The organism is Luteimonas sp. A478 (assembly GCF_054052025.1).
Genome location: NZ_JBSVRF010000002.1, coordinates 574,169 through 592,883 on the forward strand (window position 1 = coordinate 574,169; position 18,715 = coordinate 592,883).

At 67.7% G+C, this 18,715-nt stretch carries 20 protein-coding genes; 12 read left to right on the forward strand and 8 right to left on the reverse strand.

The window, feature by feature from the left end:
• Nucleotides 1–67 precede the first annotated feature (67 nt).
• From ACW7G3_RS06280 to ACW7G3_RS06290, 3 genes are all read left to right on the forward strand, one after another.
• Complete coding sequence (locus tag ACW7G3_RS06280; RefSeq protein ID WP_456981765.1) at nt 68–1,009, forward strand: aldo/keto reductase; 942 nt, start codon at nt 68–70, stop codon at nt 1,007–1,009.
• Nucleotides 1,010–1,108: 99 nt separating this feature from the next.
• Nucleotides 1,109–1,636 carry a cytochrome b gene (locus ACW7G3_RS06285; RefSeq protein WP_456981766.1) on the forward strand — a complete coding sequence of 176 codons (528 nt, stop codon included), beginning with the start codon at nt 1,109–1,111 and terminating at the stop codon, nt 1,634–1,636.
• Between the two features lie 77 nt (nt 1,637–1,713).
• Nucleotides 1,714–3,108 carry a diguanylate cyclase gene (locus ACW7G3_RS06290; RefSeq protein WP_456981767.1) on the forward strand — a complete coding sequence of 465 codons (1,395 nt, stop codon included), beginning with the start codon at nt 1,714–1,716 and terminating at the stop codon, nt 3,106–3,108.
• A gap of 105 nt (nt 3,109–3,213) precedes the next feature.
• Here the strand turns inward: ACW7G3_RS06290 and ACW7G3_RS06295 are convergent, their stop codons facing one another.
• Nucleotides 3,214–3,597: a BON domain-containing protein gene (locus ACW7G3_RS06295; RefSeq protein WP_456981768.1), complete on the reverse strand. Its 384-nt coding sequence runs from the start codon at nt 3,595–3,597 to the stop codon at nt 3,214–3,216.
• A 148-nt stretch (nt 3,598–3,745) separates the two neighbouring features.
• A complete protein-coding gene (locus tag ACW7G3_RS06300; protein WP_456975345.1) occupies nt 3,746–4,030 on the reverse strand; it encodes a DUF4031 domain-containing protein in 285 nt (94 codons plus the stop codon).
• A gap of 122 nt (nt 4,031–4,152) precedes the next feature.
• Between ACW7G3_RS06300 and ACW7G3_RS06305 the strand changes: the two genes are divergently transcribed.
• Complete coding sequence (locus tag ACW7G3_RS06305) at nt 4,153–5,196, forward strand: hypothetical protein (protein WP_456981769.1); 1,044 nt, start codon at nt 4,153–4,155, stop codon at nt 5,194–5,196.
• Between the two features lie 55 nt (nt 5,197–5,251).
• Nucleotides 5,252–7,252, forward strand: a complete 2,001-nt coding sequence (locus ACW7G3_RS06310) for a BCCT family transporter (protein WP_456981770.1) — start codon at nt 5,252–5,254, stop codon at nt 7,250–7,252.
• On the opposite strand, the gene ACW7G3_RS06315 is transcribed toward ACW7G3_RS06310, so the two are convergent.
• Together ACW7G3_RS06315 and ACW7G3_RS06320 are read right to left on the reverse strand one after the other, a co-directional pair.
• Entirely contained in the window at nt 7,249–7,803 is a 555-nt protein-coding gene (locus ACW7G3_RS06315) for a DUF3016 domain-containing protein (RefSeq protein WP_456981771.1), read from the reverse strand. The genes ACW7G3_RS06310 and ACW7G3_RS06315 overlap by 4 nt on opposite strands.
• A 34-nt stretch (nt 7,804–7,837) precedes the next feature.
• Entirely contained in the window at nt 7,838–8,515 is a 678-nt protein-coding gene (locus ACW7G3_RS06320) for an arylesterase (RefSeq protein WP_456981772.1), read from the reverse strand.
• 90 nt (nt 8,516–8,605) lie between these two features.
• On the opposite strand from ACW7G3_RS06320, the gene ACW7G3_RS06325 reads away from it, so the two are divergent.
• From ACW7G3_RS06325 to ACW7G3_RS06340, 4 genes are all read left to right on the forward strand, one after another.
• Nucleotides 8,606–9,310: an ABC transporter ATP-binding protein gene (locus ACW7G3_RS06325; RefSeq protein ID WP_456981774.1), complete on the forward strand. Its 705-nt coding sequence runs from the start codon at nt 8,606–8,608 to the stop codon at nt 9,308–9,310.
• A complete protein-coding gene (locus tag ACW7G3_RS06330) occupies nt 9,307–11,826 on the forward strand; it encodes an ABC transporter permease (RefSeq protein ID WP_456981775.1) in 2,520 nt (839 codons plus the stop codon). Before ACW7G3_RS06325 ends, ACW7G3_RS06330 begins: the two co-directional genes overlap by 4 nt.
• Before the next feature lie 84 nt (nt 11,827–11,910).
• Nucleotides 11,911–12,633 carry a DUF4329 domain-containing protein gene (locus tag ACW7G3_RS06335; protein WP_456981776.1) on the forward strand — a complete coding sequence of 241 codons (723 nt, stop codon included), beginning with the start codon at nt 11,911–11,913 and terminating at the stop codon, nt 12,631–12,633.
• Between the two features lie 39 nt (nt 12,634–12,672).
• Nucleotides 12,673–12,993, forward strand: a complete 321-nt coding sequence (locus ACW7G3_RS06340; RefSeq protein ID WP_456981778.1) for a hypothetical protein — start codon at nt 12,673–12,675, stop codon at nt 12,991–12,993.
• Between the two features lie 9 nt (nt 12,994–13,002).
• Here the strand turns inward: ACW7G3_RS06340 and ACW7G3_RS06345 are convergent, their stop codons facing one another.
• Nucleotides 13,003–13,260 (reverse strand): hypothetical protein, encoded by a 258-nt coding sequence (locus tag ACW7G3_RS06345; protein ID WP_456981780.1) that lies wholly within the window; start codon nt 13,258–13,260, stop codon nt 13,003–13,005.
• 128 nt (nt 13,261–13,388) lie between these two features.
• Here ACW7G3_RS06345 and ACW7G3_RS06350 point away from each other — a divergent pair, with 128 nt between their 5' ends.
• On the forward strand, nt 13,389–14,465 hold the full coding sequence (locus tag ACW7G3_RS06350) for a class I SAM-dependent methyltransferase (RefSeq protein ID WP_456981781.1): 1,077 nt from the start codon (nt 13,389–13,391) through the stop codon (nt 14,463–14,465).
• On the forward strand, nt 14,462–15,175 hold the full coding sequence (locus ACW7G3_RS06355) for a pseudouridine synthase (protein ID WP_456975322.1): 714 nt from the start codon (nt 14,462–14,464) through the stop codon (nt 15,173–15,175). The genes ACW7G3_RS06350 and ACW7G3_RS06355 overlap by 4 nt, the downstream gene beginning before the upstream one ends.
• 298 nt (nt 15,176–15,473) lie before the next feature.
• On the opposite strand, the gene ACW7G3_RS06360 is transcribed toward ACW7G3_RS06355, so the two are convergent.
• From ACW7G3_RS06360 to ACW7G3_RS06370, 3 genes are all read right to left on the reverse strand, one after another.
• The gene (locus ACW7G3_RS06360; protein ID WP_456981782.1) at nt 15,474–15,782 is read right to left on the reverse strand and encodes an ArsR/SmtB family transcription factor; all 309 of its coding nucleotides are present in this window, start codon (nt 15,780–15,782) and stop codon (nt 15,474–15,476) included.
• Nucleotides 15,779–16,744, reverse strand: a complete 966-nt coding sequence (locus ACW7G3_RS06365; protein ID WP_456981784.1) for a cation diffusion facilitator family transporter — start codon at nt 16,742–16,744, stop codon at nt 15,779–15,781. The genes ACW7G3_RS06360 and ACW7G3_RS06365 overlap by 4 nt, the downstream gene beginning before the upstream one ends.
• 64 nt (nt 16,745–16,808) lie before the next feature.
• On the reverse strand, nt 16,809–17,360 hold the full coding sequence (locus ACW7G3_RS06370) for a DUF1415 domain-containing protein (protein ID WP_456981786.1): 552 nt from the start codon (nt 17,358–17,360) through the stop codon (nt 16,809–16,811).
• Nucleotides 17,361–17,443: 83 nt separating this feature from the next.
• On the opposite strand from ACW7G3_RS06370, the gene ACW7G3_RS06375 reads away from it, so the two are divergent.
• On the forward strand, nt 17,444–18,346 hold the full coding sequence (locus ACW7G3_RS06375; RefSeq protein ID WP_456975314.1) for a DMT family transporter: 903 nt from the start codon (nt 17,444–17,446) through the stop codon (nt 18,344–18,346).
• Nucleotides 18,347–18,715 lie beyond the last annotated feature (369 nt).

Here is an 18,715-nt window from a genome sequence, read left to right on the forward strand (position 1 = left end):
CACCCCGCGGGTGAAGGCGGTATCGTCGAGAACATCGCCTGACCCCTTTCAAACAGGAGAATCCCCCATGAAGAAACAACCGCTTGGCCGTTCCGGCCCCGAAGTGGCCCGGCTGGTGCTTGGCGGCAACGTGTTCGGCTGGACCGCCGACGAAGCCACCTCGTTCGACCTGCTGGACCGCTTCACCGCCCGCGGTTTCAACGCCATCGATACCGCGGATTCCTACTCGGCGTGGGCACCGGGCCTGTCGGGTGGCGAGTCGGAAACGGTGATGGGCAAGTGGCTGGCCCGCCGCGGCCGCCGCGATGACGTGGTGATCATGACCAAGGTTGGCAGCCTGGAAGCGCGCAAGGGCCTGTCGGCGGCGAACATTGCCGCGGCGGTGGAGGATTCGCTGCGCCGGCTGCAGACCGACTACCTGGACGTCTACTTCGCCCATATTGACGATGCCACGGTGCCGCTGGAGGAAACGCTGGGAGCGTTTTCGCAGCTGGTGGACGCCGGCAAGGTCCGCACCATCGGCGCGTCGAACTACAACGCCGGCCGCCTGCGCGATGCGCTGGGGATTTCCGCCGAGCGCGAGCTGTCGCGCTACGAGGTCATCCAGCCGGGCTACAACCTCTATGACCGGGACGGGTACGAAAAGGAACTTGCCGGCGTGGTGCGGGAAGAGGGGCTGGGCGTGGTGGCGTATTTCGCCCTGGCCAGCGGCTTCCTTACCGGCAAGTACCGCAGCAAGGCGGACCTGGAGGGCACCGCGCGCGCCGCGTTCCTGGAAGGGTTCTTCGACGACCGCGGCATGCGGCTGCTCGAGGTCCTACGCAAGGTGGCCGGCGATGTCGGCGCCACCCCGGCCCAGGTCGCGCTGGCCTGGCTGATGAGCCGGCCGTCGGTGGTGCCGATTGCCAGCGCCACCAGCCTTGAGCAACTGGACGACATCATGGGCGCCGCTGATCTGGAGCTGCCGCGCGAGGCGCTGCAATCGCTGGATCAGGCGTCGGCCACCTAGCCTCTACTGGCACTTGCGGTGTCGCATGGGTGACACTGATTGGCATCAAGGTTGGCTGGCCGGGGCGGCCAGCCTGACGTTCAACATGGAGAAAACGCTATGAGTCGTGACACCCGGGAACGCTATGGAACCGTTTCGCGGCTGCTCCACTGGGGCATGGGGGTGCTGGTCATCTGGCAGGCGCTGAAGCTGTTCGACCGCATCAACGACGGTGAGCACTGGGTCGGTGAAACGCTGGTGCCGTGGCACATTTCCATCGGCACCTTGATCGGGGTGCTGATCGTGGTGCGGATCATCTGGGCGCTGCGCAATCTGCACAATCGCCCACCGCCGCCTCCGCCGATGCTGGGCACGCTGGCGCGGGCGGGCCATATCGCCCTGTACGTGTGCCTGGCGCTGATGCCGCTGACCGGCATGAGCATCATGATCGGCAATGGCTACGGGCTGGAGGCATTTGGCGTCCAATTGGTGGCCGCGGGCGCGGAGATCCCCTGGCTGGCCACCTTCGGCGGCGTGATCCACTCGCCCCTGGCCTGGCTGCTGGTGGTGCTGGTGCTGGGGCATATCGGCGCGGCGCTGTGGCACGGGCTGGTGCGCAAGGACGGCGTGCTGCAGCGGATGCTTTGATCGTTCCAGGTGGTGCCGCCGTTTGACCGGGCTGGTCACAGGTATCCTTGGCGGTTGATTCCTCCTGCCCTTGTTTCATGACAGATATCGACTTTCAGGACGACGCCGTCGCGCGCCTGGCGGACAGCTGGCGGGCATGCCTGCGCGCTGCGTCCCCGGATGCATCGGCCCTGGCCCGCGGCCTGATTGCCCACAGCACCAGCTTTGCGGACGCCTTCTACGCCACCCTGCTGGACGATCCGCGCGCTGCGCGTTTCCTGTCCGTGGACCAGGTGCGCGGACGGCTGCACCCGGGCCTGCAGGACTGGCTGGCCCAGCTGCTGGAAGCCCACGAGGGGAATGTGGATACGCTCATCCAGACCAACCTGAAGGTGGGGCTGGTGCACGCCCGGATCGACATCCCGGTGGACCTGGTCAATCGGGGCACACGGGTCCTGCGGGAGAAGATGCTGGCGCGGCTGGCCGTTTCCGGCGCGCCGCGGGAAGTGGTGTTCGGCGCGCTGTCGGTGATCAACGCATCGCTTGACCTGGCGCTGGAGTGCATGACCCTGGCCTACGCGGACGCCCAGGACGATTCCACCCGGGCCGACGCCGCCTACCGGCTGTTCTCCCTGGCCCACAACATAGGCACCGAGCGCGAGCGACAGCGCGCATTGCTGCTGGACTGGGAGAACGATCTGCTGTTTGCATTGGCCAGCGGCAACGACGCGGCCATGCCCGGATCGCTGTCGGACTCCGAGTTCGGCCTGTGGTTCCTGCACAAGGGCCTGTCCATCGTGGGAGATACCACAGAGACCACCCTGGTGCGCACGCTGATGCGTGAGGTGGACGATCTGTTGGCCAGTGGCGTGCGCCGGCCGGTTCCCGTACCGGAAGCGGTGGCCGGCATCCGCAAGCGCCTGGGGACAATCCGCAAGGTGCTGCTTTCGCTGATGTCGCGGATCGGCGAGCTGGAAGCGGGCTCCGACACCCTCACCCAGCTGCTCAACCGGCGGTTCCTGCCTACGGTGCTGCGCCGGTCGATTGATCTGGCGGACAGCCATGGCCACCAGTTCGCGCTGGTGTCGATGGACATGGACCACTTCAAGCAGGTCAACGATACCTGGGGCCACGATGTGGGTGACCGGGTGCTCAAGCACGTGGCTGCACTGTTGTCCCAGGCGGTCCGGTCCAGTGACTACGTGTTCCGGCTCGGCGGCGAAGAATTCCTGGTGGTGCTGGTCGGGACGGATGTGGATCAGGCCGCCCGGATTGCCCTGGAACTGCTGCAGCGGATCAGGGGGCGGCCGTTCATCCTCAACGATGGCAGTGAGCTCGCGCTGTCGGCGAGCGTCGGGGTGGCGGGTTACGACGGACATCCGGATTACGAGCGGCTGTTGAACCGCGCGGACAAGGCGATGTATGCAGCAAAGAACGCGGGTCGCGACCGGGTGGAAGTTGCCCTGCCAGGTCCCCTGACCGATCCGGCGTAACGGCGCTCCGCACAAAAAAAGCGGCCCCGTCATCGACAGGACCGCTTTGAGAAGCCAGCAATCGACCGGATTCGTTCCGGTTCTTGGTGTTGTCGCGCGCGCCGCTTAGAAGTCGCTGGTACCCGCGGCGCTGGTCAGACCGGAAGCATCCACGTTGGTTACGCCTTCGATGTCGCGGGCGATCTCGGTGGCGCGGTCGATCTGCGTCTGGTTGTCAACGTTGCCGCGCAGGTGGACCACGCCGTTGACGGTCTCCACTTCCACGTCCAGGCCGGCCACGTCGGAATCGGCAAGCAGGCTGGACTTGACCTTGGTGGTGATCCAGGTGTCGCCCATCGGCTGGTCGGAATCCATGTTCTCAGTGGCGGTCCGGTCCTGGCGATCGTGGTCGGCGTCCTGGGCCATGACACCGCCGGCGGCGAACATCAGGGCAACCGAGAGGGCGCCGGCCAGAACGGTTCGCGGATGGCTCTTGATGGTGTTGTTCATGCGTGTAACTCCTCGTCGTGGGGTGTTGGAGTGGAGTCTGGGCATGAACCTGTATTCGGAGCGTGAGAGGAAAAGCCGAACTTGTTAAATGAACCCGGCTGCCGGCTCACGAAGGAAAACGCCGGCTGAGCGGACCGGCGAAGCGGGCCTATTGGGCTTCGCCCCGGCCCTGGGCGCGCGCATTGGCAATCACCGCGCGTACCAGTTCACGATCCTTGTGGCGCGAGATCGGCATGGCCCCCAGCGCGATTGCCTGCAGCCGCATTTCCGCGGTGACGTCGTAATGGGCGCCGCTGGTCTTGTTCTGGAAGGCACGCCGCGGCATGCCCAGCTGGGCCGCGAAGGCGTGCAGTTCTTCCAGGTTGTCGGCCATCAGGTGGGCCCAGCGGCGTCCGCGCCAGAGGGTCACGGCGTCGTCTACATAGACGGTCATGGGAAAGTTTGCGGCTGGTGATGCGCAGACTGTAGCCTGAAGCCGCTTTCATGGGCAGGGAAGGGACGGTGGCCAGGCGGACGGGAAAGGCGTGGAGGAAACAGGTCGCGCTGCTGGCAGGCATGGCAGCGGCAGGCAGCGCGTGGGCAGATGGGGATGGCCTGGAGTTCGGGGGAGCGGTCCGCTTCAGCTATGGGTGGCTGGACTATGCGGACAGTCCCGGATTCGACCCGGAGCTGGTGAGGCTGGAAGCGCGCGGCAATGCCGGGCGGGCCTCGTTCTCGGTGCAGTACCGCTGGTACGACGGTTTTGATGCGGTCCATCACGCCTGGGCCGGCTGGCAGGTGGCGGAAGGATCGCAGCTGCGGGCCGGGGTTCAGCAGGTGCCGTTCGGTCTGCTGCCGTATGCCTCGCACAGCTTCTGGTTCGGGTCCGGCTACTACCTGGGAATCGAGGACGACTACGACCCCGGAGTGGTGTGGGAGCACGAATCCGGCCCCCACCGCTGGCACCTTGGATGGTTCTCGGGTGACGAATACGGCTCCGGATCACGCTACGACCGGTACTCGTTCGATGTCGCCACGACCGCGGAACTGCCATATCGCGAGCGCGGTCGCGTCGCCGTGCGCTATGAGCGCGCGCTGGACTGGAACGGGGGAACGCTTGCGCTGGGAGCATCGGCGTTCAGCGGCAGGATCGAGGATCGGAAAGCAGGTGGTCATCACGATCACAGCGCTGCGGCGTTGCATGGCCAGTGGCAACGCGGACCGGCCACGGTGCAGCTGCAATGGGCGCGCTATCGCTATGGCAATCCTGAGCCCCGCATGGCGCTGTCGGCCTTCATGTTCCCGTTTGAAATTGCTGCCAGTGCCGACGTGCCCAGCGTCAATCTCGCCTTGGAGCTGCAACGCCCGGGCTGGTTCGACGGCATCACCTGTTACAACAATCTGAGCGGTACGCTGCCCCGGGGCAGCGATGCGGGCCTGGAGGATTCATGGCAGAACGTGACCGGATGCAGCTTCTCGAAGGGTCGCATGCTTACCTACGTGGACTGGATCGCGGGGCGCAACATGTGGTTCGCTGGCGGTGCTGGTGTTGGCATTGACGAGCCGGGTTCCGACCGCTGGCGTTCACGGTTGAACGTTAACGTCGGCTTCTTCTTCTGAGTGGCGGCCGTGGGCAACCACGGTGGATGCTCCGCAACGTAAAGGGAAAGGATTGATGAACGAAATACACAAACCCACGGAAGAAGAGGGGCCGCCACCACGCGCATCGATCCTGGCGCCGGTGTTCTATCCGGCCGCCATTCTGGTGGCGGTACTGGTGGCAATGTCGTTCGTCGTGCCCACGCAGGCCGAGGCGATGTTCACCGCGGCGCAGGCCTGGGTCGGCCAGGAGGCCGGCTGGTTCACCATCCTGGCGGTGGCCGGGTTCCTGGTGTTCATCGTCGGCGTGGCGGTCAGCAGTCTCGGAAAAATCAGGCTGGGACCCGACCACAGCACGCCCGATTACAGCTACGTCACCTGGTTTGCGATGCTGTTCGCCGCCGGCATGGGCATCGGCCTGATGTTCTTCGGCGTGGCCGAGCCGGTGATGCACTACGTGGACCCGCCGGTGGGCGATCCGATGACCGTGGCCGCCGCGCGCCAGTCGATGCGGATCACCTTCTTCCACTGGGGCATCCACGCCTGGGCGATCTACGGCGTGGTGGCGCTGTCGTTGGCGTATTTCGCGTTCCGGCACGGACTGCCGCTGCGGATCCGCTCGTCGTTGTATCCCCTGATCGGCGAGCGCATCTACGGGCCGATCGGGCACGCGGTGGACACCTTCGCGGTGCTGGGCACGATGTTCGGCCTGGCCACGTCGCTGGGCTTTGGCGTCATCCAGATCAACGCCGGGCTCAACTACCTGCTCGGGATCCCGGTCGGGGTGATGACCCAGGTGATCCTGATCATCGTGATCACCCTGATTGCGACCGCCTCGGTGGTCAGCGGGCTGGACAAGGGCATCCGGCGGCTGTCGGAGCTGAACATGCTCATGGCCGTGGTGCTACTGGCCTTCGTGCTGATCGCCGGGCCCACGGTGCACTTGCTGCAGGCGCTCGTGCAGAACACCGGCATGTATGCGTCCAACCTGTTTTCGATGACCTTCAACCTCTATGCCTACGAGCCGACCAGCTGGCTCGGCGGCTGGACCCTGTTCTACTGGGGCTGGTGGATCGCCTGGTCGCCGTTCGTGGGCATGTTCATCGCCCGCATCTCGCGCGGGCGCACGGTGCGCGAGTTCGTCACCGGGGTGCTGCTGGTGCCGTTGGGTTTCACCTTCCTGTGGATGACGGTCTACGGCAACACCGCGCTGCACATGGTGGCAATAGAGGGCATCACCGGGCTGTCGGACGCGGTGGCGGCGGACACCTCGGTGGCGTTGTTCCGGTTTCTGGAAGAGCTGCCCCTGACCGCGGTGACCTCGACCCTGGGCGTCCTGCTGGTGGCGATCTTCTTCGTGACTTCCTCCGATTCCGGCTCGCTGGTGATCGACATGCTCACCTCGAAGTTCGAGGAAGAGTCGCCGGTGTGGCAGCGGATCTTCTGGGCGCTGCTGGAGGGCACGGTGGCGATCGCACTGCTGATCGCCGGTGGCCTGGGCGCGTTGCAGGCCGCCACGCTCGCCAGCGCGCTGCCGTTCACCGTGATCATGCTGCTGATGTGCTGGGGCCTGCTGCGGGCGTTGCGCCTGGACAACATGAAGCAGGCCAGCATCCGCGACGCGCGGGCGCTGCCTCAGGGTGCAGCCGGGGGCCGCTGGCAGAGCAGGCTGCGCGGGCTGGTTAGCCAGCCACGCCGGGCCGAGGTGGTGGAGTTCCTGGCCGGCCAGGTCCGTCCGGCACTGGAGGCGGTGGCGGCGGAGCTGGGCGCGCAGGGCGTGCAGGCAAGGGTGGAAAGCGATGACCAGAGCGGCGGCCGCGCTTGGCTGCGGGTCGGGCACGGGGAAGAAATGGATTTCTTCTATTCAGTGCACCTGCAGGCCTACGACCCGCCGACCTTCGTGCTGTCCGATCCGCGCCGGCGGCGCCGGGGTGATCCCGAGAGCTGGCGCGCAGAGGTGCACCTGCGCGAGGGCGGGCAGGGCTACGACGTGATGGGCTGGCAGCGCGAGGAAATGATCCACGACGTGCTGGACCAGTACCAGCGCCACCTGCACTTCCTGGACGTGGTGCGCTAGCGCGCCCGTCCAAACTCCTGCCCCAGCCAGCGGTCGATCATGGCTTTCTCATAGCGCAGCGTGTCGGTGTTGTTGCGGCTGAGGGCAGGAGAGGACAGGTAGGACGGGTCGCTGAGCCTGTGCTCGCCGCTGGCAATCAGGTTGCCGGCGGCGTCGTAATGGGCGAACTCAAGGGTCATCCGCGGCCAGTAGATGTCGCGCATGATCCGCACGTGGTCCATCTGTCCGTGGCCGCGGCCGGGTTCGAAATCCCCGGCGCGGCGGATGTCGGTGATCACGAAGTGCAGGCGCTCGCCCGGTGCGATCCGTTCGGCGGCGCCATCGCGCAGGTGCGTTGCCAGGTCTTCCACCCAGGTGCCGCGGCGGGCTTCCCAGCGGTTGCGGCTGTGCAGGATCTCGGTGAACTGCTCCGGATCCGTCCACTCGACGGTGACCGGGCCTTCGCCGGCCAGCGATCGCGGAGCATCTGGGTCGGCGGCGTATGGCGCTGTGGCGCAGCCGGCGAGGGACAGCGTGAAGGCCAGGGCCAGCGTGGTCAGGAAGGTTTTCATGGGGGACTCCATGGGATTCATGCGGGTTGCGGGGTCATGGTTCCGGTGCCAGCAGTGGTAGCAGAGCGGGCGTGACGTGCTCGAGGATGCGCGGCTGGGCGACCTCGGTGGGGTGCAGGTTGTCCTGCTGGTATGCCTCCGGATCCAGCGCGATGGGTTCGAGCAGGAAGGGCAGCAGGCTGACATCGAACAGTTCCGCCAGATCACGATAGACCTGTTCGAATCCGCGGGTGTAGTCGGCGCCCAGGTTGGGCGGCATGCGCATGCCCACCAGCAGCACCCGGGCATCCACGTGCCGGGCCACGCCGATCATGCGGGCCAGGTTGCGCCGCATCTCGGCCAGCGGCAGCCCGCGCAGTCCGTCGTTGGCGCCCAGCGCAATCACCACTACGTCGGGCTGGTGGCGCCAGGCCTCGCTGATGATCCGCGCTGCGCCGCCTGCGCTGGTCTCGCCGCTGATGCTTGCGTTGACCACGCGCCAGCCCGGATGACTGGTGGCAAGCTCCCCGGCCAGCAGCGACACCCAGCCTTCCTCCGCCGCCATGCCATAGCCGGCCGAGAGCGAATCGCCCATCACCAGGATGGTGCGGGCGCCTTCGTCCGCGGCAACCTGCGGCGAGGGCTGCGCCTGGGCCAGTGCACAGGCGAGCATCAACAGGGCGCCTGTGGCCCATTGCAACCAGCCGCGCCGGGGCGGATATCCTGCGATCATTGCGATCTACCTTTTTCCAGTCCGTGAGCCGGGCAGGCGTGCCGGCAAGCCGCGCCTGCGCCGTCAGGCCGGACCACAACAGGATCCTTCATGGCCGATACGATTCCGGCGCAGGCCGACACCCGGCACGTGCTCGAAGTGTCCGGGCTCGGCAAGCGCGTGCCGCTGCCCTCGGGCGATCTGACCATCCTCGACGACGTCGGGTTCCATGTCGAGCATGGCGATACCGTCGCCATCGTCGGCGCTTCGGGATCGGGCAAGAGCACGCTGCTCTCGCTGCTGGCGGGGCTGGACATTCCCAGCGCCGGTGAAGTGGTGCTGGATGGCCAGCCGCTGTCGGTGCTGGATGAGGATGGCCGGGCGGCGGTGCGAGCGGAGAAAGTCGGCTTCGTGTTCCAGAACTTCCAGCTGCTGCCTTCGCTGACCGCGCTGGAAAACGTGATGCTGCCGCTGGAACTGCGCGGCGATGGCGAGGTGCGCGGCCCCGCCGAAGAGGTGCTGCGCAAGGTGGGCCTGGGCGAGCGCCTGGGCCACTACCCGCGCCAGCTCTCCGGTGGGGAGCAGCAGCGGGTGGCGTTGGCCCGGGCCTTCGTGACCCGGCCTTCGCTGCTGTTTGCCGACGAGCCCACCGGCAACCTGGATACCCGCACCGGACAGCAGGTGATCGAACTGCTGTTCGCGATGAACGCCGATGCCGGCACCACCCTGGTGCTGGTCACCCACGATGACCACCTGGCCGAGCGCTGCAAGCGGGTGCTGCGGCTGGACAGCGGACGGCTGGTGCCCGGCGCATGAGGACCGCGCGCCTGGCCTGGACCCAGCTGCGGCGTGATCTGGCCGCGGGCGAAGTGCGGATCATGCTGGCCGCGCTGGTGCTGGCGGTGGTGGCGGTGAGCGCGGTGGGCTTCATCACCGACCGGGCCGGACGGGCGCTGGTGGCCGAGGCCAACCGGCTGCTGGGCGGCGACGCGATCATCCGCTCCAACGCGCCGATTGATGAAAACCTGCGCGAGGCGGTGCGTACCGCGGGCTTGGACCAGACCGAAACCGTGGAGCTGGACAGCATGATCCGGGTCCTCGGCGGCGGGGCGGCAGGCACGCAGGATCCGCGCCTGGGTGACCTGCGCGCGCTGGGCGAAGGCTATCCACTGCGCGGAGCGTTCCGCCTGGTGGACGCGCCGGGTGGCGAAGAGCGCGAAGCGGCTGGGGTGCCCGAGCCGGGTACGGCCTGGATAAGCCGTGCTGGCGCTGACCAGCTGGGCGTTGAGGTAGGTGCCGAGGTCGGCGTGGGCGAACTCAGCCTGCAGCTGACAGCGCTGGTCACGGCGGAGCCGGACGCATCGATCGACTACTTCAACGTAGCCCCGAAGGTGTTCCTGAATCTGGCCGACCTGCCGGCGACCGGGCTGCTGCAGGAGGGCAGCCGCGCGCGCTACCGGCTGGTGGTGGCCGGCGATGCGGACGCGGTGGAAGGTTTCGTCGCCCGGGCCCGCGACACCCTGCAGCGCGGGCAGCGGATCGAAACCATCGAGGACGGGAGGCCGGAAGTGCGCTCCGCGCTGGACCGTGCCGGCCGCTTCCTTGGGCTCGCAGCCATGGTGTCGGTGGTACTGGCGGCGGTGGCGGTGGCCATGGCCGCACGGCGGCACAGCGAACGGCATCTGTCCGGGGCGGCGGTGATGCGCTGCCTGGGCGCCAGCCAGCGCACGCTGGTGGGTATCCACGTGGGCGAGCTGGTGTTGCTGGGCCTGCTGGCGTGCACGGTGGGCGTGGCGCTGGCATTCGGGCTGCAGTGGCTGGTGGCCAACTGGGTATCGCAGGCGCTCGGGCTGCCGCTGCCTTCCAGCGGCTGGATGCCGGCACTGGAGGGCTATGCGGTGGGCCTGGTGGTGCTGATGGCCTTCGGCGCGCCGCCGGTGCTGGCGCTGCGCCGGGTGCCGGCACTGCGGGTACTGCGCCGTGACCTGGATCCGGTAGAGCCGGGCGCATGGATCGTGGCCTTGGCGGCGCTGGTCGGGCTGGGCGCGCTGCTGTGGCTCAAGGCCGGGTCGCCGGCGCTGGCCTCGGCGATGCTGGGCGGAATCCTCGCCACCCTTGCGGTGTTGGCCCTGCTGGCCTGGGGGCTGATCGTAGCCGTGCGCCGATTGCGTTCGCGCCTGCGTGGCAGCCTCCGCTACGGCCTGGCCAATGTCAGCCGCCGTCCCGGCACCAGCGTGGCCCAGGTGGCGGCGCTGGGGCTGGGACTGATGGCCCTGCTGCTGCTGACCTTCGTGCGCACGGACCTGCTGGACCGCTGGCAGCTGGCGCTGGCTGAAGAGGCGCCCAACCGTTTCATCGTCAACGTGCAGCAGGACCAGATGGAGGATCTGCGCGGCTTCATCGCCGGCCAGGGCGTGGCTGCGCCGGAGCTGTTTCCGATGATTCGGGCGCGCTACGTGGCCCTGAATGGCGAGCCGGTCAGCGCGGAGACCTATGCGGGCGAAGACCAGCAAACGCGACGTCGCGCCGAACGGGAGTTCAATCTGTCGATGGCCGAGTCACTGCGCGACGACAACAAGGTGACCGCCGGGCGGTTCTGGCAGGGTAACACGGCGGCTCCGGAGTTTTCCGTGGAGGAGAACTTCGCCAGCCAGCTCGGCTGGAAGGTGGGCGACCGGGTCACGTTCGATATCGCCGGCCAGCGCATCGAGGCGCCGGTCACCAGCCTGCGCGCGGTGGAATGGGAGAGCTTCCGGCCAAATTTCTTCGTCCTCGCGTCGCCTGGCGCGCTGGACGGCTATCCGGCCAGCTGGATCACCGCGGTCAGCGTGCCGGCGGACAGCCCGCGTTTCACTGCCGAACTGGTGGAACGCTTCCCCAACCTGTCGGTGATCGACATCGACGCCGTGTTGGCCCAGGTGCGCAGCACCGCCGACCAGGTTTCGGTGGTGGTGCAGGCCGTGTTCTGGTTCTCGCTGGCGGCCGGCGTGCTGGTGCTGCTGGCCGCGGTCAGCGCCAGCCAGGACGAGCGCTTGCTTGAAGGCGGGGTGATGCGGGTGCTGGGCGGCAGCCGCCGGCAGCTGCGGCTGGCGCAGGCGTCGGAATTCGCCGCGATCGGCCTGCTGGCCGGCCTGGTGGCCGCAGTTGCCGCCTCGGTGCTGTCCGGCCTGGTGGCCACGCGGGTGTTCGACCTGCCGTGGTCGCCGAACTGGCTGATGGCAGCCTTCGGCGGCGCGCTGGGCATGCTGGTGACCCTGGCTGCCGGGCTGTTCGCCACCCGCCGCGTGCTGGACGCGCCGCCTTCGGTGACCCTGCGTGAACTGCAGGGTTGACCCGCTCTAGGGCACGCCCCAGCTTGTCGCCGGTTCTGGGCCGGCGATACGGTCGACGCACCTTTGCCGAATGGAATCCGCGCCGTGACCGTATCCGCAGCCTCCCCGCATGTCGTCGATAGTGCAGCCGGCATCAACGCCAACCAGCAGGCGCGCGACGACGTGCGCTACCAGCAGCTGGCCGAGCGCCTTGCTGCGCCCGACGCCACCGCTCCGCAGCGCGAGCTGGCCTATGACCTCATCGCGGCGCAGGAGCGCGGCGGGCAGCTGACCGACGACGCCCTGGCCCAGGCTGGCGCCCAGGCCATTGCCGACAGCCGCGCCGTCCCCGTGCAGGTGGCGGAGGTCGCGCCCCTGGTGGCGCCCGGCACCGCGCTCGGGCCGTTTGCCAGCGCTGATATCGCCGCCATCGAGATGATGCATTACTCCAATCCGCTGTCGATCCAGGCCAATCTGGAAAATGGCGGACTGGTGTTCGAGGGTGCCGATGGGCAGTACTTCATCAGCACGCCGATGGGCGGCACGCTGGATGGCTTCGATCCGTCCCAGATACCCCAGCCGGAAGGCATGGCGCTGGAGGGCGCATACCACGGCCACGCCGACTACTCCACGCGCGACGGCACCCGCACTGACAAGGCCAACGACTACTTCAACAGCGACCAGTTTTCACAGCAGGACAAGCGCGTGGCCGATGGCGGTTACTGGGGACCGGTGATCTACGTCTCCACGCCGAGCGGTGATTTCCGCAAGTATGATTCGGCAACGCGCCAGGACACGCTGATCCATGAAGGTACGCGCGTCAGCTGACACGCCATGAAGACTCTTTTCCTTGCAGGACTCCTGACCATGAATACATTCGTCACTGCCGGCTTCGCCGCACCCACCGCGCAGGCGCAGGACCGGGCGCTGGAAATCGACGGCAGCCGTGTGCAGGTGATTGCAGCTGCCCTGGAAGCGTTCGCCGAGAACGAGCCGGACGCGCGGCTCGCCGACTACATCGTGCACGTCAACCCGCCGGTGGAGGGTGTGTCCCAAGTGGTGTTCGAGCCCCGCCAGCCGGAAGGCCAGGCGCCGACGCTGGGCGGGCGCACCGGCGTGGGCCCGGAAATCAACGTCTGGGTGCGCGAGGCCGACCACAGTATCGAGCGGGTTTCGGCCTCCCGCTGAGACTTGTGTCTAACGCGGTGGCGCCGGCTGAGCTTCGAAACGGCGGGCGTAAGCGCGCTCCTCGATGACCCGGTCCACATCTGCCCCCGCCATGTCCCGCGCGGCGTACACGGCGAAGACGGTGGATCCATCGCGCTGGCCCACCTGGTGCAGCCGATAGCGTGGTTCGCGCCCACCCGAATCCGGCGGCCAGCGCAGCGGTGGGGCCTCGCCGTCCAGATCCAGCTCGCTGTTGTCCACGGTGCCGCCGACGAAAAGTGCGCGCATGTTGATCTCCTTGCAGTCCTGACCTGTGGGGCCCCACGTTGCGGGCCGGGCCGTTGCCGGGGGATGAAAATCCGGTTTGCGCGGCGTGCACGTAGAATCCCTGTCCGTTCCTTTGCACACCGCTGCCCATGTCGATACGCCAAGACGATCCCGCGCTGGAAGCGCTGCTGATGCCATTCCTCACCGGCCGCCTCGAGTGGCCGCAGGCGGGAGCGCTGTTTCTGCGTGCGCGCCAGGGGTACGGGCTGGTGCCGTCGGCATGGCCGGGGCTGGTGTGCGAGCAGAGCTTCAAGCCCGAGGCGCAGGCGCTGGAGCGGGCGGGTTTCCCCGTGCAGCCGCAGGGCGACAGCCGACACCCCTTGGTGCTGGTGCTGCCGCCGCGCCAGCGCGACGAGGCCCGGGCGCTGCTGGCCGAGGCCGTGGCCCGCGCCGAGGGCGAAGACGCGGTGGTGATTGCCAGCGTGCCCAACAACGAGGGCGCAAAGGCCATCGAAGGCGACCTTGTGCGCATTGCCGGGCCGGTGAACACGGTGCCCAAGCACAAGTGCCGGGTGTTCTGGGTACGTCCCAACGCGGGCGGCGGCGATGCGGAGTTGGCTGCGCAGTGGCGCAAGCTGGATGTGCCGCGGCCGATCCTGGGCGGGAGCGCGATGGAGGGGCGTTTCATCAGCCGGCCGGGCGTGTTTGCGTGGGAGCGCATTGATCCGGCCTCGGCCCTGCTGGCCGAGCACCTGCCGGGCACCCTTGCCGGCCGTGCCGCCGATCTGGGCGCCGGCTGGGGCTTCCTGTCCGACGCGCTGCTGCAGCGCTGCCCGAAGATCACTTCGCTGCACCTGTACGAGGCCGAGGCCCGGGCGCTGGATCTGGCGCGCGATAACATGGCCCCACATGCGGAACGGGCGGCACTGGATTTCCGCTGGCACGACGTGACCGCGGGCCTGCCGGACACCTATGACGTGATCATCAGCAACCCGCCGTTCCACGGCCACGGCCGCGCTGCGCGCCCGGAGATCGGTCGCGCTTTCATTGCCGCCGCCGCACAGGCGCTGGCCCCCGGCGGCAGTCTGTGGCTGGTGGCCAATCGCCAGCTGCCGTACGAACAGGTGTTGGGCGAACGCTTCAGCCAGATCGAAGTCGTGGCCGAACGCGGCGGCTTCAAGGTGATCCGGGCAGACAAGGGCAGGCCGGCCAGGACCGAACGATGAAGCTGGTCCGGCTGATCGCCAACCTGGGCTATGGCAGCCGCAGGGAAGTGGCGCGCATGTTCCGCGAAGGCCGCATCACCGATGCCGCCGGCGAGGTGCTCTACGCCGATGACCGCATGGCACATGCGGATGTGCGCATTGATGGCGAACCACTGGATATGCCGCAGGGCCAGCTGCTGATGCTGCACAAGCCGGTGGGTCATACCTGTTCCACCAAGGATCCGGGCGCGCTGGTCTATGACCTGCTGCCGGATCGCTTCCGCCTGCGCAGGCCGCTGATGTCCACGGTGGGACGGCTGGACCGGGACACCTCCGGCCTGCTGTTGCTGACCGATGACGGCAAGTTACTGCACCGGATCATCTCGCCACGCTCACAGATCCCGAAGACCTATGAAGCGACGCTGGTCGAACCGCTGCGCGGTGACGAGGCCGCGCTGTTCGCCAGCGGCACGCTGATGCTGGAATCGGAGCAGACCCCGCTGCAGCCGGCGCATCTGGAGCCGCTGGATGAACGCCGCGCCCGGCTGACCATCACCGAGGGCCGTTACCACCAGGTGCGGCGCATGTTTGCCGCGGTGGGCAACCACGTGGAGGCCCTGCACCGCAGCCACGTGGGCGCGCTGGAGCTGGGCGACCTGCCCGAGGGCGCATGGCGCCCGCTCGACGCCGCCGAGCGCGACCTCATCTTCCAGGGCAACCCCACCCCGTAGGTACGCGAAATGTTCCAAGTGCAATCCCACCCCGTAGGAGCGCGCCATGCGCGCGAAGCCGCGTGACGTGTGGCTGGGTGGTTCCTTCGGACGCAACGTTGTAGCCGAAGCCTCGCGCGACACCAGGGTTCACGCGGCTTCGCGCGCATGGCGCGCTCCTACCAGGTGCCGCGCGGCAAATTTTGCGAGTCGGGCGCAGTTCCGGTCCGGGTGATCCCGGGATCGACGTTCCCGGTAACCATCCGACCCCGGTGTCCTACCGCATCCAATCCGGGAGTGCATGCACTCCCCGCCCCGCTCACGGCTCCGGGCAGGATTCTTCCCCGGCATGTTCAAGCATGTCGATCAGCATGCCGCTGACGTGTGCATCGGCGGTGGCGTAGAGGATCCGGCGCTGGTGGCGCTCGCCCCGCACCATGCGCGCCTCGCGCAGCTGGCGCAGGTGGTGGCTGACCAGGGGCTGGGATGCGCCGATGCGGGCGGCGATGTCGCCCACCGCGATGGGGCCGTCCAGACACGCCAGCAGCACCCGCAGGCGGGTGGGGTCGCCCAGCAGCCGGAAGACGGCGGCCACGGTGCCGATGCGCGGATCGTTGCCCGCGGTCATGCGTGCGGCCCCTCTGCAGCGGGATCCAGGGCGCACGGGGCGGGCAGGTCGTACAGCACCTCGACGGTGGCATGGCCAATCCCGAAGCGTTCCTCCAGCGTCCGCTTGACCGCCGGGACAGCGAGCCGGGGGTTCGCGTCTGGCGCTAGCCCCAGTTCAAGCGTGGCCAGCACCCTGCCGGAGGTGATCGACCACACGTGCACGTGCTGCACCTGGACCACGCCGGGCACGGTCTGCAGCAGATGCTGGCGCAACACCTTGATGTCGATATCCGGCGGCGCCCCCTCCATCAGGATGTGGAAGGCGTTGCGCATCAGTGACCAGGCGGCGCGCAGGATCAGCAGGCAGACCAGCACCGACAGCAGCGGATCGATCGGCATCCACCCGGTCAGGTGGATGGTGACGGCGGCCGCGATGGCGGCGACGGATCCCAGCATGTCGCCGATCACGTGCAACATCGCCCCGCGGATATTGACGTGGTCACGGTCGCCGCGGTGCAGGATCGCGAACACGGCGATGTTCACCAGCAGCCCCACCACCGCCACCGCCAACATCGGCCCGGCCAGCACTTCCACCGGCTGGCGCAGGCGCTGTACGGCTTCCCAGGCGATCCATGCCACCAGCGCAAACAGGGTCAACGCATTGATCAGCCCGGCCAGCACCTCCATGCGCATGTAGCCGAAGGTGCGGCGCGAATCGGAAGCGCGGCGACCGATGCGAAAACCCACCCAGGCCAGGGCGAGGGCGGCGGCGTCGGTGAGCATGTGGCCCGCATCGGCAATCAGCGCCAGCGAGCCCGACAGCAGCCCGCCCGCCAGCTCGACCAGCATGAACGAGGCGGTCAGGACCAGCGCGGTCAGCACCACCCGCTCGTTGCGCGCGGACACCTCCGGCGCGTGGGAATGGTCGTGGTGGTGGTCGTGGCCGTCATGCGGGCCGTGCGAAATGTGGGAATGCGGCATGAAAGGAGCCTGCAGTGCGACTCCCTAATCATATCAATAGCTGTTTATGTTTGGCTGGCCGCCTTCAGCCGATGAACAGCTTCCGCCAGCCCTCGTGTCCCAGCCGTTCCAGAGTGTCCAGGTTGCGCTGCACGATCACGTCCGGATCCGGATACGCCTCCACCGCCCGGCTCACGCTGTCCTCGCGCAGCAGGTGCAGGGTGGGGTAGGGCGCGCGATTGGTGAAGTTGGTGATGTCGTCCGGATCGGTATCGCTGAACTGGTAGTCGGGATGGAAGCTGGCCACCTGCAGCACACCCTCCAGGCCCATGTCTTCCACCAGCGCGTCGGCCAGATCGAGGAAGTCGTTGTAGTCCAGGAAATCGCCCAGCACCTGCGGGTGAATCAGCAGGGTGGTGTCGGTTTCATCGGCCGGCACCTCGCGCAGATGGATGAGCTCATTGGCCAGCGCCTCCAGCAGTGTCTCTGGCGTAGCAGCGTCGCTGAGCACGAAGCGCACCTGATCGCGCACGGTGACGGCCTTGGCGAACGGGCACAGGTTCAGGCCGATCACCGCGCGTTCCAGCCATTGGCGGGTGCGGGCAATGGGGTCGGCTTCGAGCAGGTCAATTGACATGAGGGGACGGGAATCTGGGCGCCCAACGATCCCCTCCGCCGCGAGGCAGGTCAAGGCGGGCGGCTAGCTGATAATCTGTCCCGATGCCCCACGCCCACGACCAAAGCCGTCGCGCAATCCTGCTGATGCTGCTGGCGGTGCTGCTGTTCGCGTTCATGGACGGCGGCATGAAGTGGCTCGGCGTTGACTATCCGCCGCTGCAGGTCGCCTCCATGCGCGGCCTGGTGGCGTTGCCGCTGGTGCTTGGCTGGATCCTCGCCCGCCGCCGGCTGCACACCCTGCTGCACATCCACTGGCCGCTGCACCTGCTGCGCGGAGTGCTGGGCATCCTGATGATGGTCGGGTTCGTCTACGGCCTGGCGCGGATGCCGATGTCCACCGCCTACTCGATCGTATTCGTCTCCCCGCTGCTGGTCACCGCGCTGGCGGTACCGATCCTGGGCGAAAAGGTCGGCCCGCGACGCTGGGCCGCGATCGGCGTCGGCATGCTCGGCGTGCTGGTAGTGCTGCGCCCCACCAGCGAAGGGATGCTGACCACCGCCGGCCTCGCCCTGCTGGGCGCCTCGGTCTGCTATTCCTTCGCTTCGATCACGGTGCGGGTGCTGGCCCGGCGCGACAGCACCGAGGCCATGGTGTTCTGGTTCCTCGCCATGCTGGCTGTCGGAGCCGGTGTCCTGGGCTGGTCCAGCTGGGTGCCGATCCGCAGCGAAGACATCTGGATCTTCCTGATGGTGGGCGTAAGCGGTGCGCTGGGCCAGGTGGTGCTGACCAATGCGTTCCGCCTCGGCGAGGCCTCCCAGATCGCGCCGCTGGAATACAGCGGACTGCTGTGGGTGGTGCTGATGGATCTGACGGTGTGGGGCGTACTGCCCGACCGGATGACCTGGCTGGGCGCGGGAATCATCGTGGCCAGCGGCATCTACCTGCTGCATCGCGAGCACATCCAGGCGCCGGAGCGCGAGAGTCCGCCGGTCAAGCCGAACTAATCCGTCTGACACAACGGCGCGGCGCCGGGTGCCGATACCCCTGGATGCGAATGTCCCCCGGCGATGGCCTGCGGCCATCTCCTCCTCCTTGATTTCGCACCCAGGGGCATCGACACCCGACGCACCGGGATTCGCGGCGTTTCAACGAAAAGCGGTGAACCTCGACGGGCCACCCGCGCCGCAAGCCCAGCCCCGTCGTGGCCGGGAGTCATTTCGGCGAAATAAAGGAGGAGGCGCCCGCGCCTTTGGCGGGTGCCGGGGGACATTCGCCGAAAAGGCTCGCGGCCACGGCGGGGCCCCTCAGCTCGCGGCGACAGAAATCCACCGGCGCGCACAAAAAAAGGCGGACCCAAACAGGGCCCGCCTCAT

What these genes read in the sequence shown, in the direction of transcription:
- ACW7G3_RS06280 (WP_456981765.1), top strand. Translation starts at nt 68, where the DNA reads ATGAAGAAACAACCGCTTGGCCGTTCCGGCCCCGAAGTGGCCCGGCTG.
- ACW7G3_RS06285 (WP_456981766.1), top strand. Translation starts at nt 1,109, where the DNA reads ATGAGTCGTGACACCCGGGAACGCTATGGAACCGTTTCGCGGCTGCTC.
- ACW7G3_RS06290 (WP_456981767.1), top strand. Translation starts at nt 1,714, where the DNA reads ATGACAGATATCGACTTTCAGGACGACGCCGTCGCGCGCCTGGCGGAC.
- ACW7G3_RS06295 (WP_456981768.1), bottom strand. Translation starts at nt 3,597, where the DNA reads ATGAACAACACCATCAAGAGCCATCCGCGAACCGTTCTGGCCGGCGCC.
- ACW7G3_RS06300 (WP_456975345.1), bottom strand. Translation starts at nt 4,030, where the DNA reads ATGACCGTCTATGTAGACGACGCCGTGACCCTCTGGCGCGGACGCCGC.
- ACW7G3_RS06305 (WP_456981769.1), top strand. Translation starts at nt 4,153, where the DNA reads ATGGCAGCGGCAGGCAGCGCGTGGGCAGATGGGGATGGCCTGGAGTTC.
- ACW7G3_RS06310 (WP_456981770.1), top strand. Translation starts at nt 5,252, where the DNA reads ATGAACGAAATACACAAACCCACGGAAGAAGAGGGGCCGCCACCACGC.
- ACW7G3_RS06315 (WP_456981771.1), bottom strand. Translation starts at nt 7,803, where the DNA reads ATGAAAACCTTCCTGACCACGCTGGCCCTGGCCTTCACGCTGTCCCTC.
- ACW7G3_RS06320 (WP_456981772.1), bottom strand. Translation starts at nt 8,515, where the DNA reads ATGATCGCAGGATATCCGCCCCGGCGCGGCTGGTTGCAATGGGCCACA.
- ACW7G3_RS06325 (WP_456981774.1), top strand. Translation starts at nt 8,606, where the DNA reads ATGGCCGATACGATTCCGGCGCAGGCCGACACCCGGCACGTGCTCGAA.
- ACW7G3_RS06330 (WP_456981775.1), top strand. Translation starts at nt 9,307, where the DNA reads ATGAGGACCGCGCGCCTGGCCTGGACCCAGCTGCGGCGTGATCTGGCC.
- ACW7G3_RS06340 (WP_456981778.1), top strand. Translation starts at nt 12,673, where the DNA reads ATGAATACATTCGTCACTGCCGGCTTCGCCGCACCCACCGCGCAGGCG.
- ACW7G3_RS06345 (WP_456981780.1), bottom strand. Translation starts at nt 13,260, where the DNA reads ATGCGCGCACTTTTCGTCGGCGGCACCGTGGACAACAGCGAGCTGGAT.
- ACW7G3_RS06350 (WP_456981781.1), top strand. Translation starts at nt 13,389, where the DNA reads ATGTCGATACGCCAAGACGATCCCGCGCTGGAAGCGCTGCTGATGCCA.
- ACW7G3_RS06355 (WP_456975322.1), top strand. Translation starts at nt 14,462, where the DNA reads ATGAAGCTGGTCCGGCTGATCGCCAACCTGGGCTATGGCAGCCGCAGG.
- ACW7G3_RS06360 (WP_456981782.1), bottom strand. Translation starts at nt 15,782, where the DNA reads ATGACCGCGGGCAACGATCCGCGCATCGGCACCGTGGCCGCCGTCTTC.
- ACW7G3_RS06365 (WP_456981784.1), bottom strand. Translation starts at nt 16,744, where the DNA reads ATGCCGCATTCCCACATTTCGCACGGCCCGCATGACGGCCACGACCAC.
- ACW7G3_RS06370 (WP_456981786.1), bottom strand. Translation starts at nt 17,360, where the DNA reads ATGTCAATTGACCTGCTCGAAGCCGACCCCATTGCCCGCACCCGCCAA.
- ACW7G3_RS06375 (WP_456975314.1), top strand. Translation starts at nt 17,444, where the DNA reads ATGCCCCACGCCCACGACCAAAGCCGTCGCGCAATCCTGCTGATGCTG.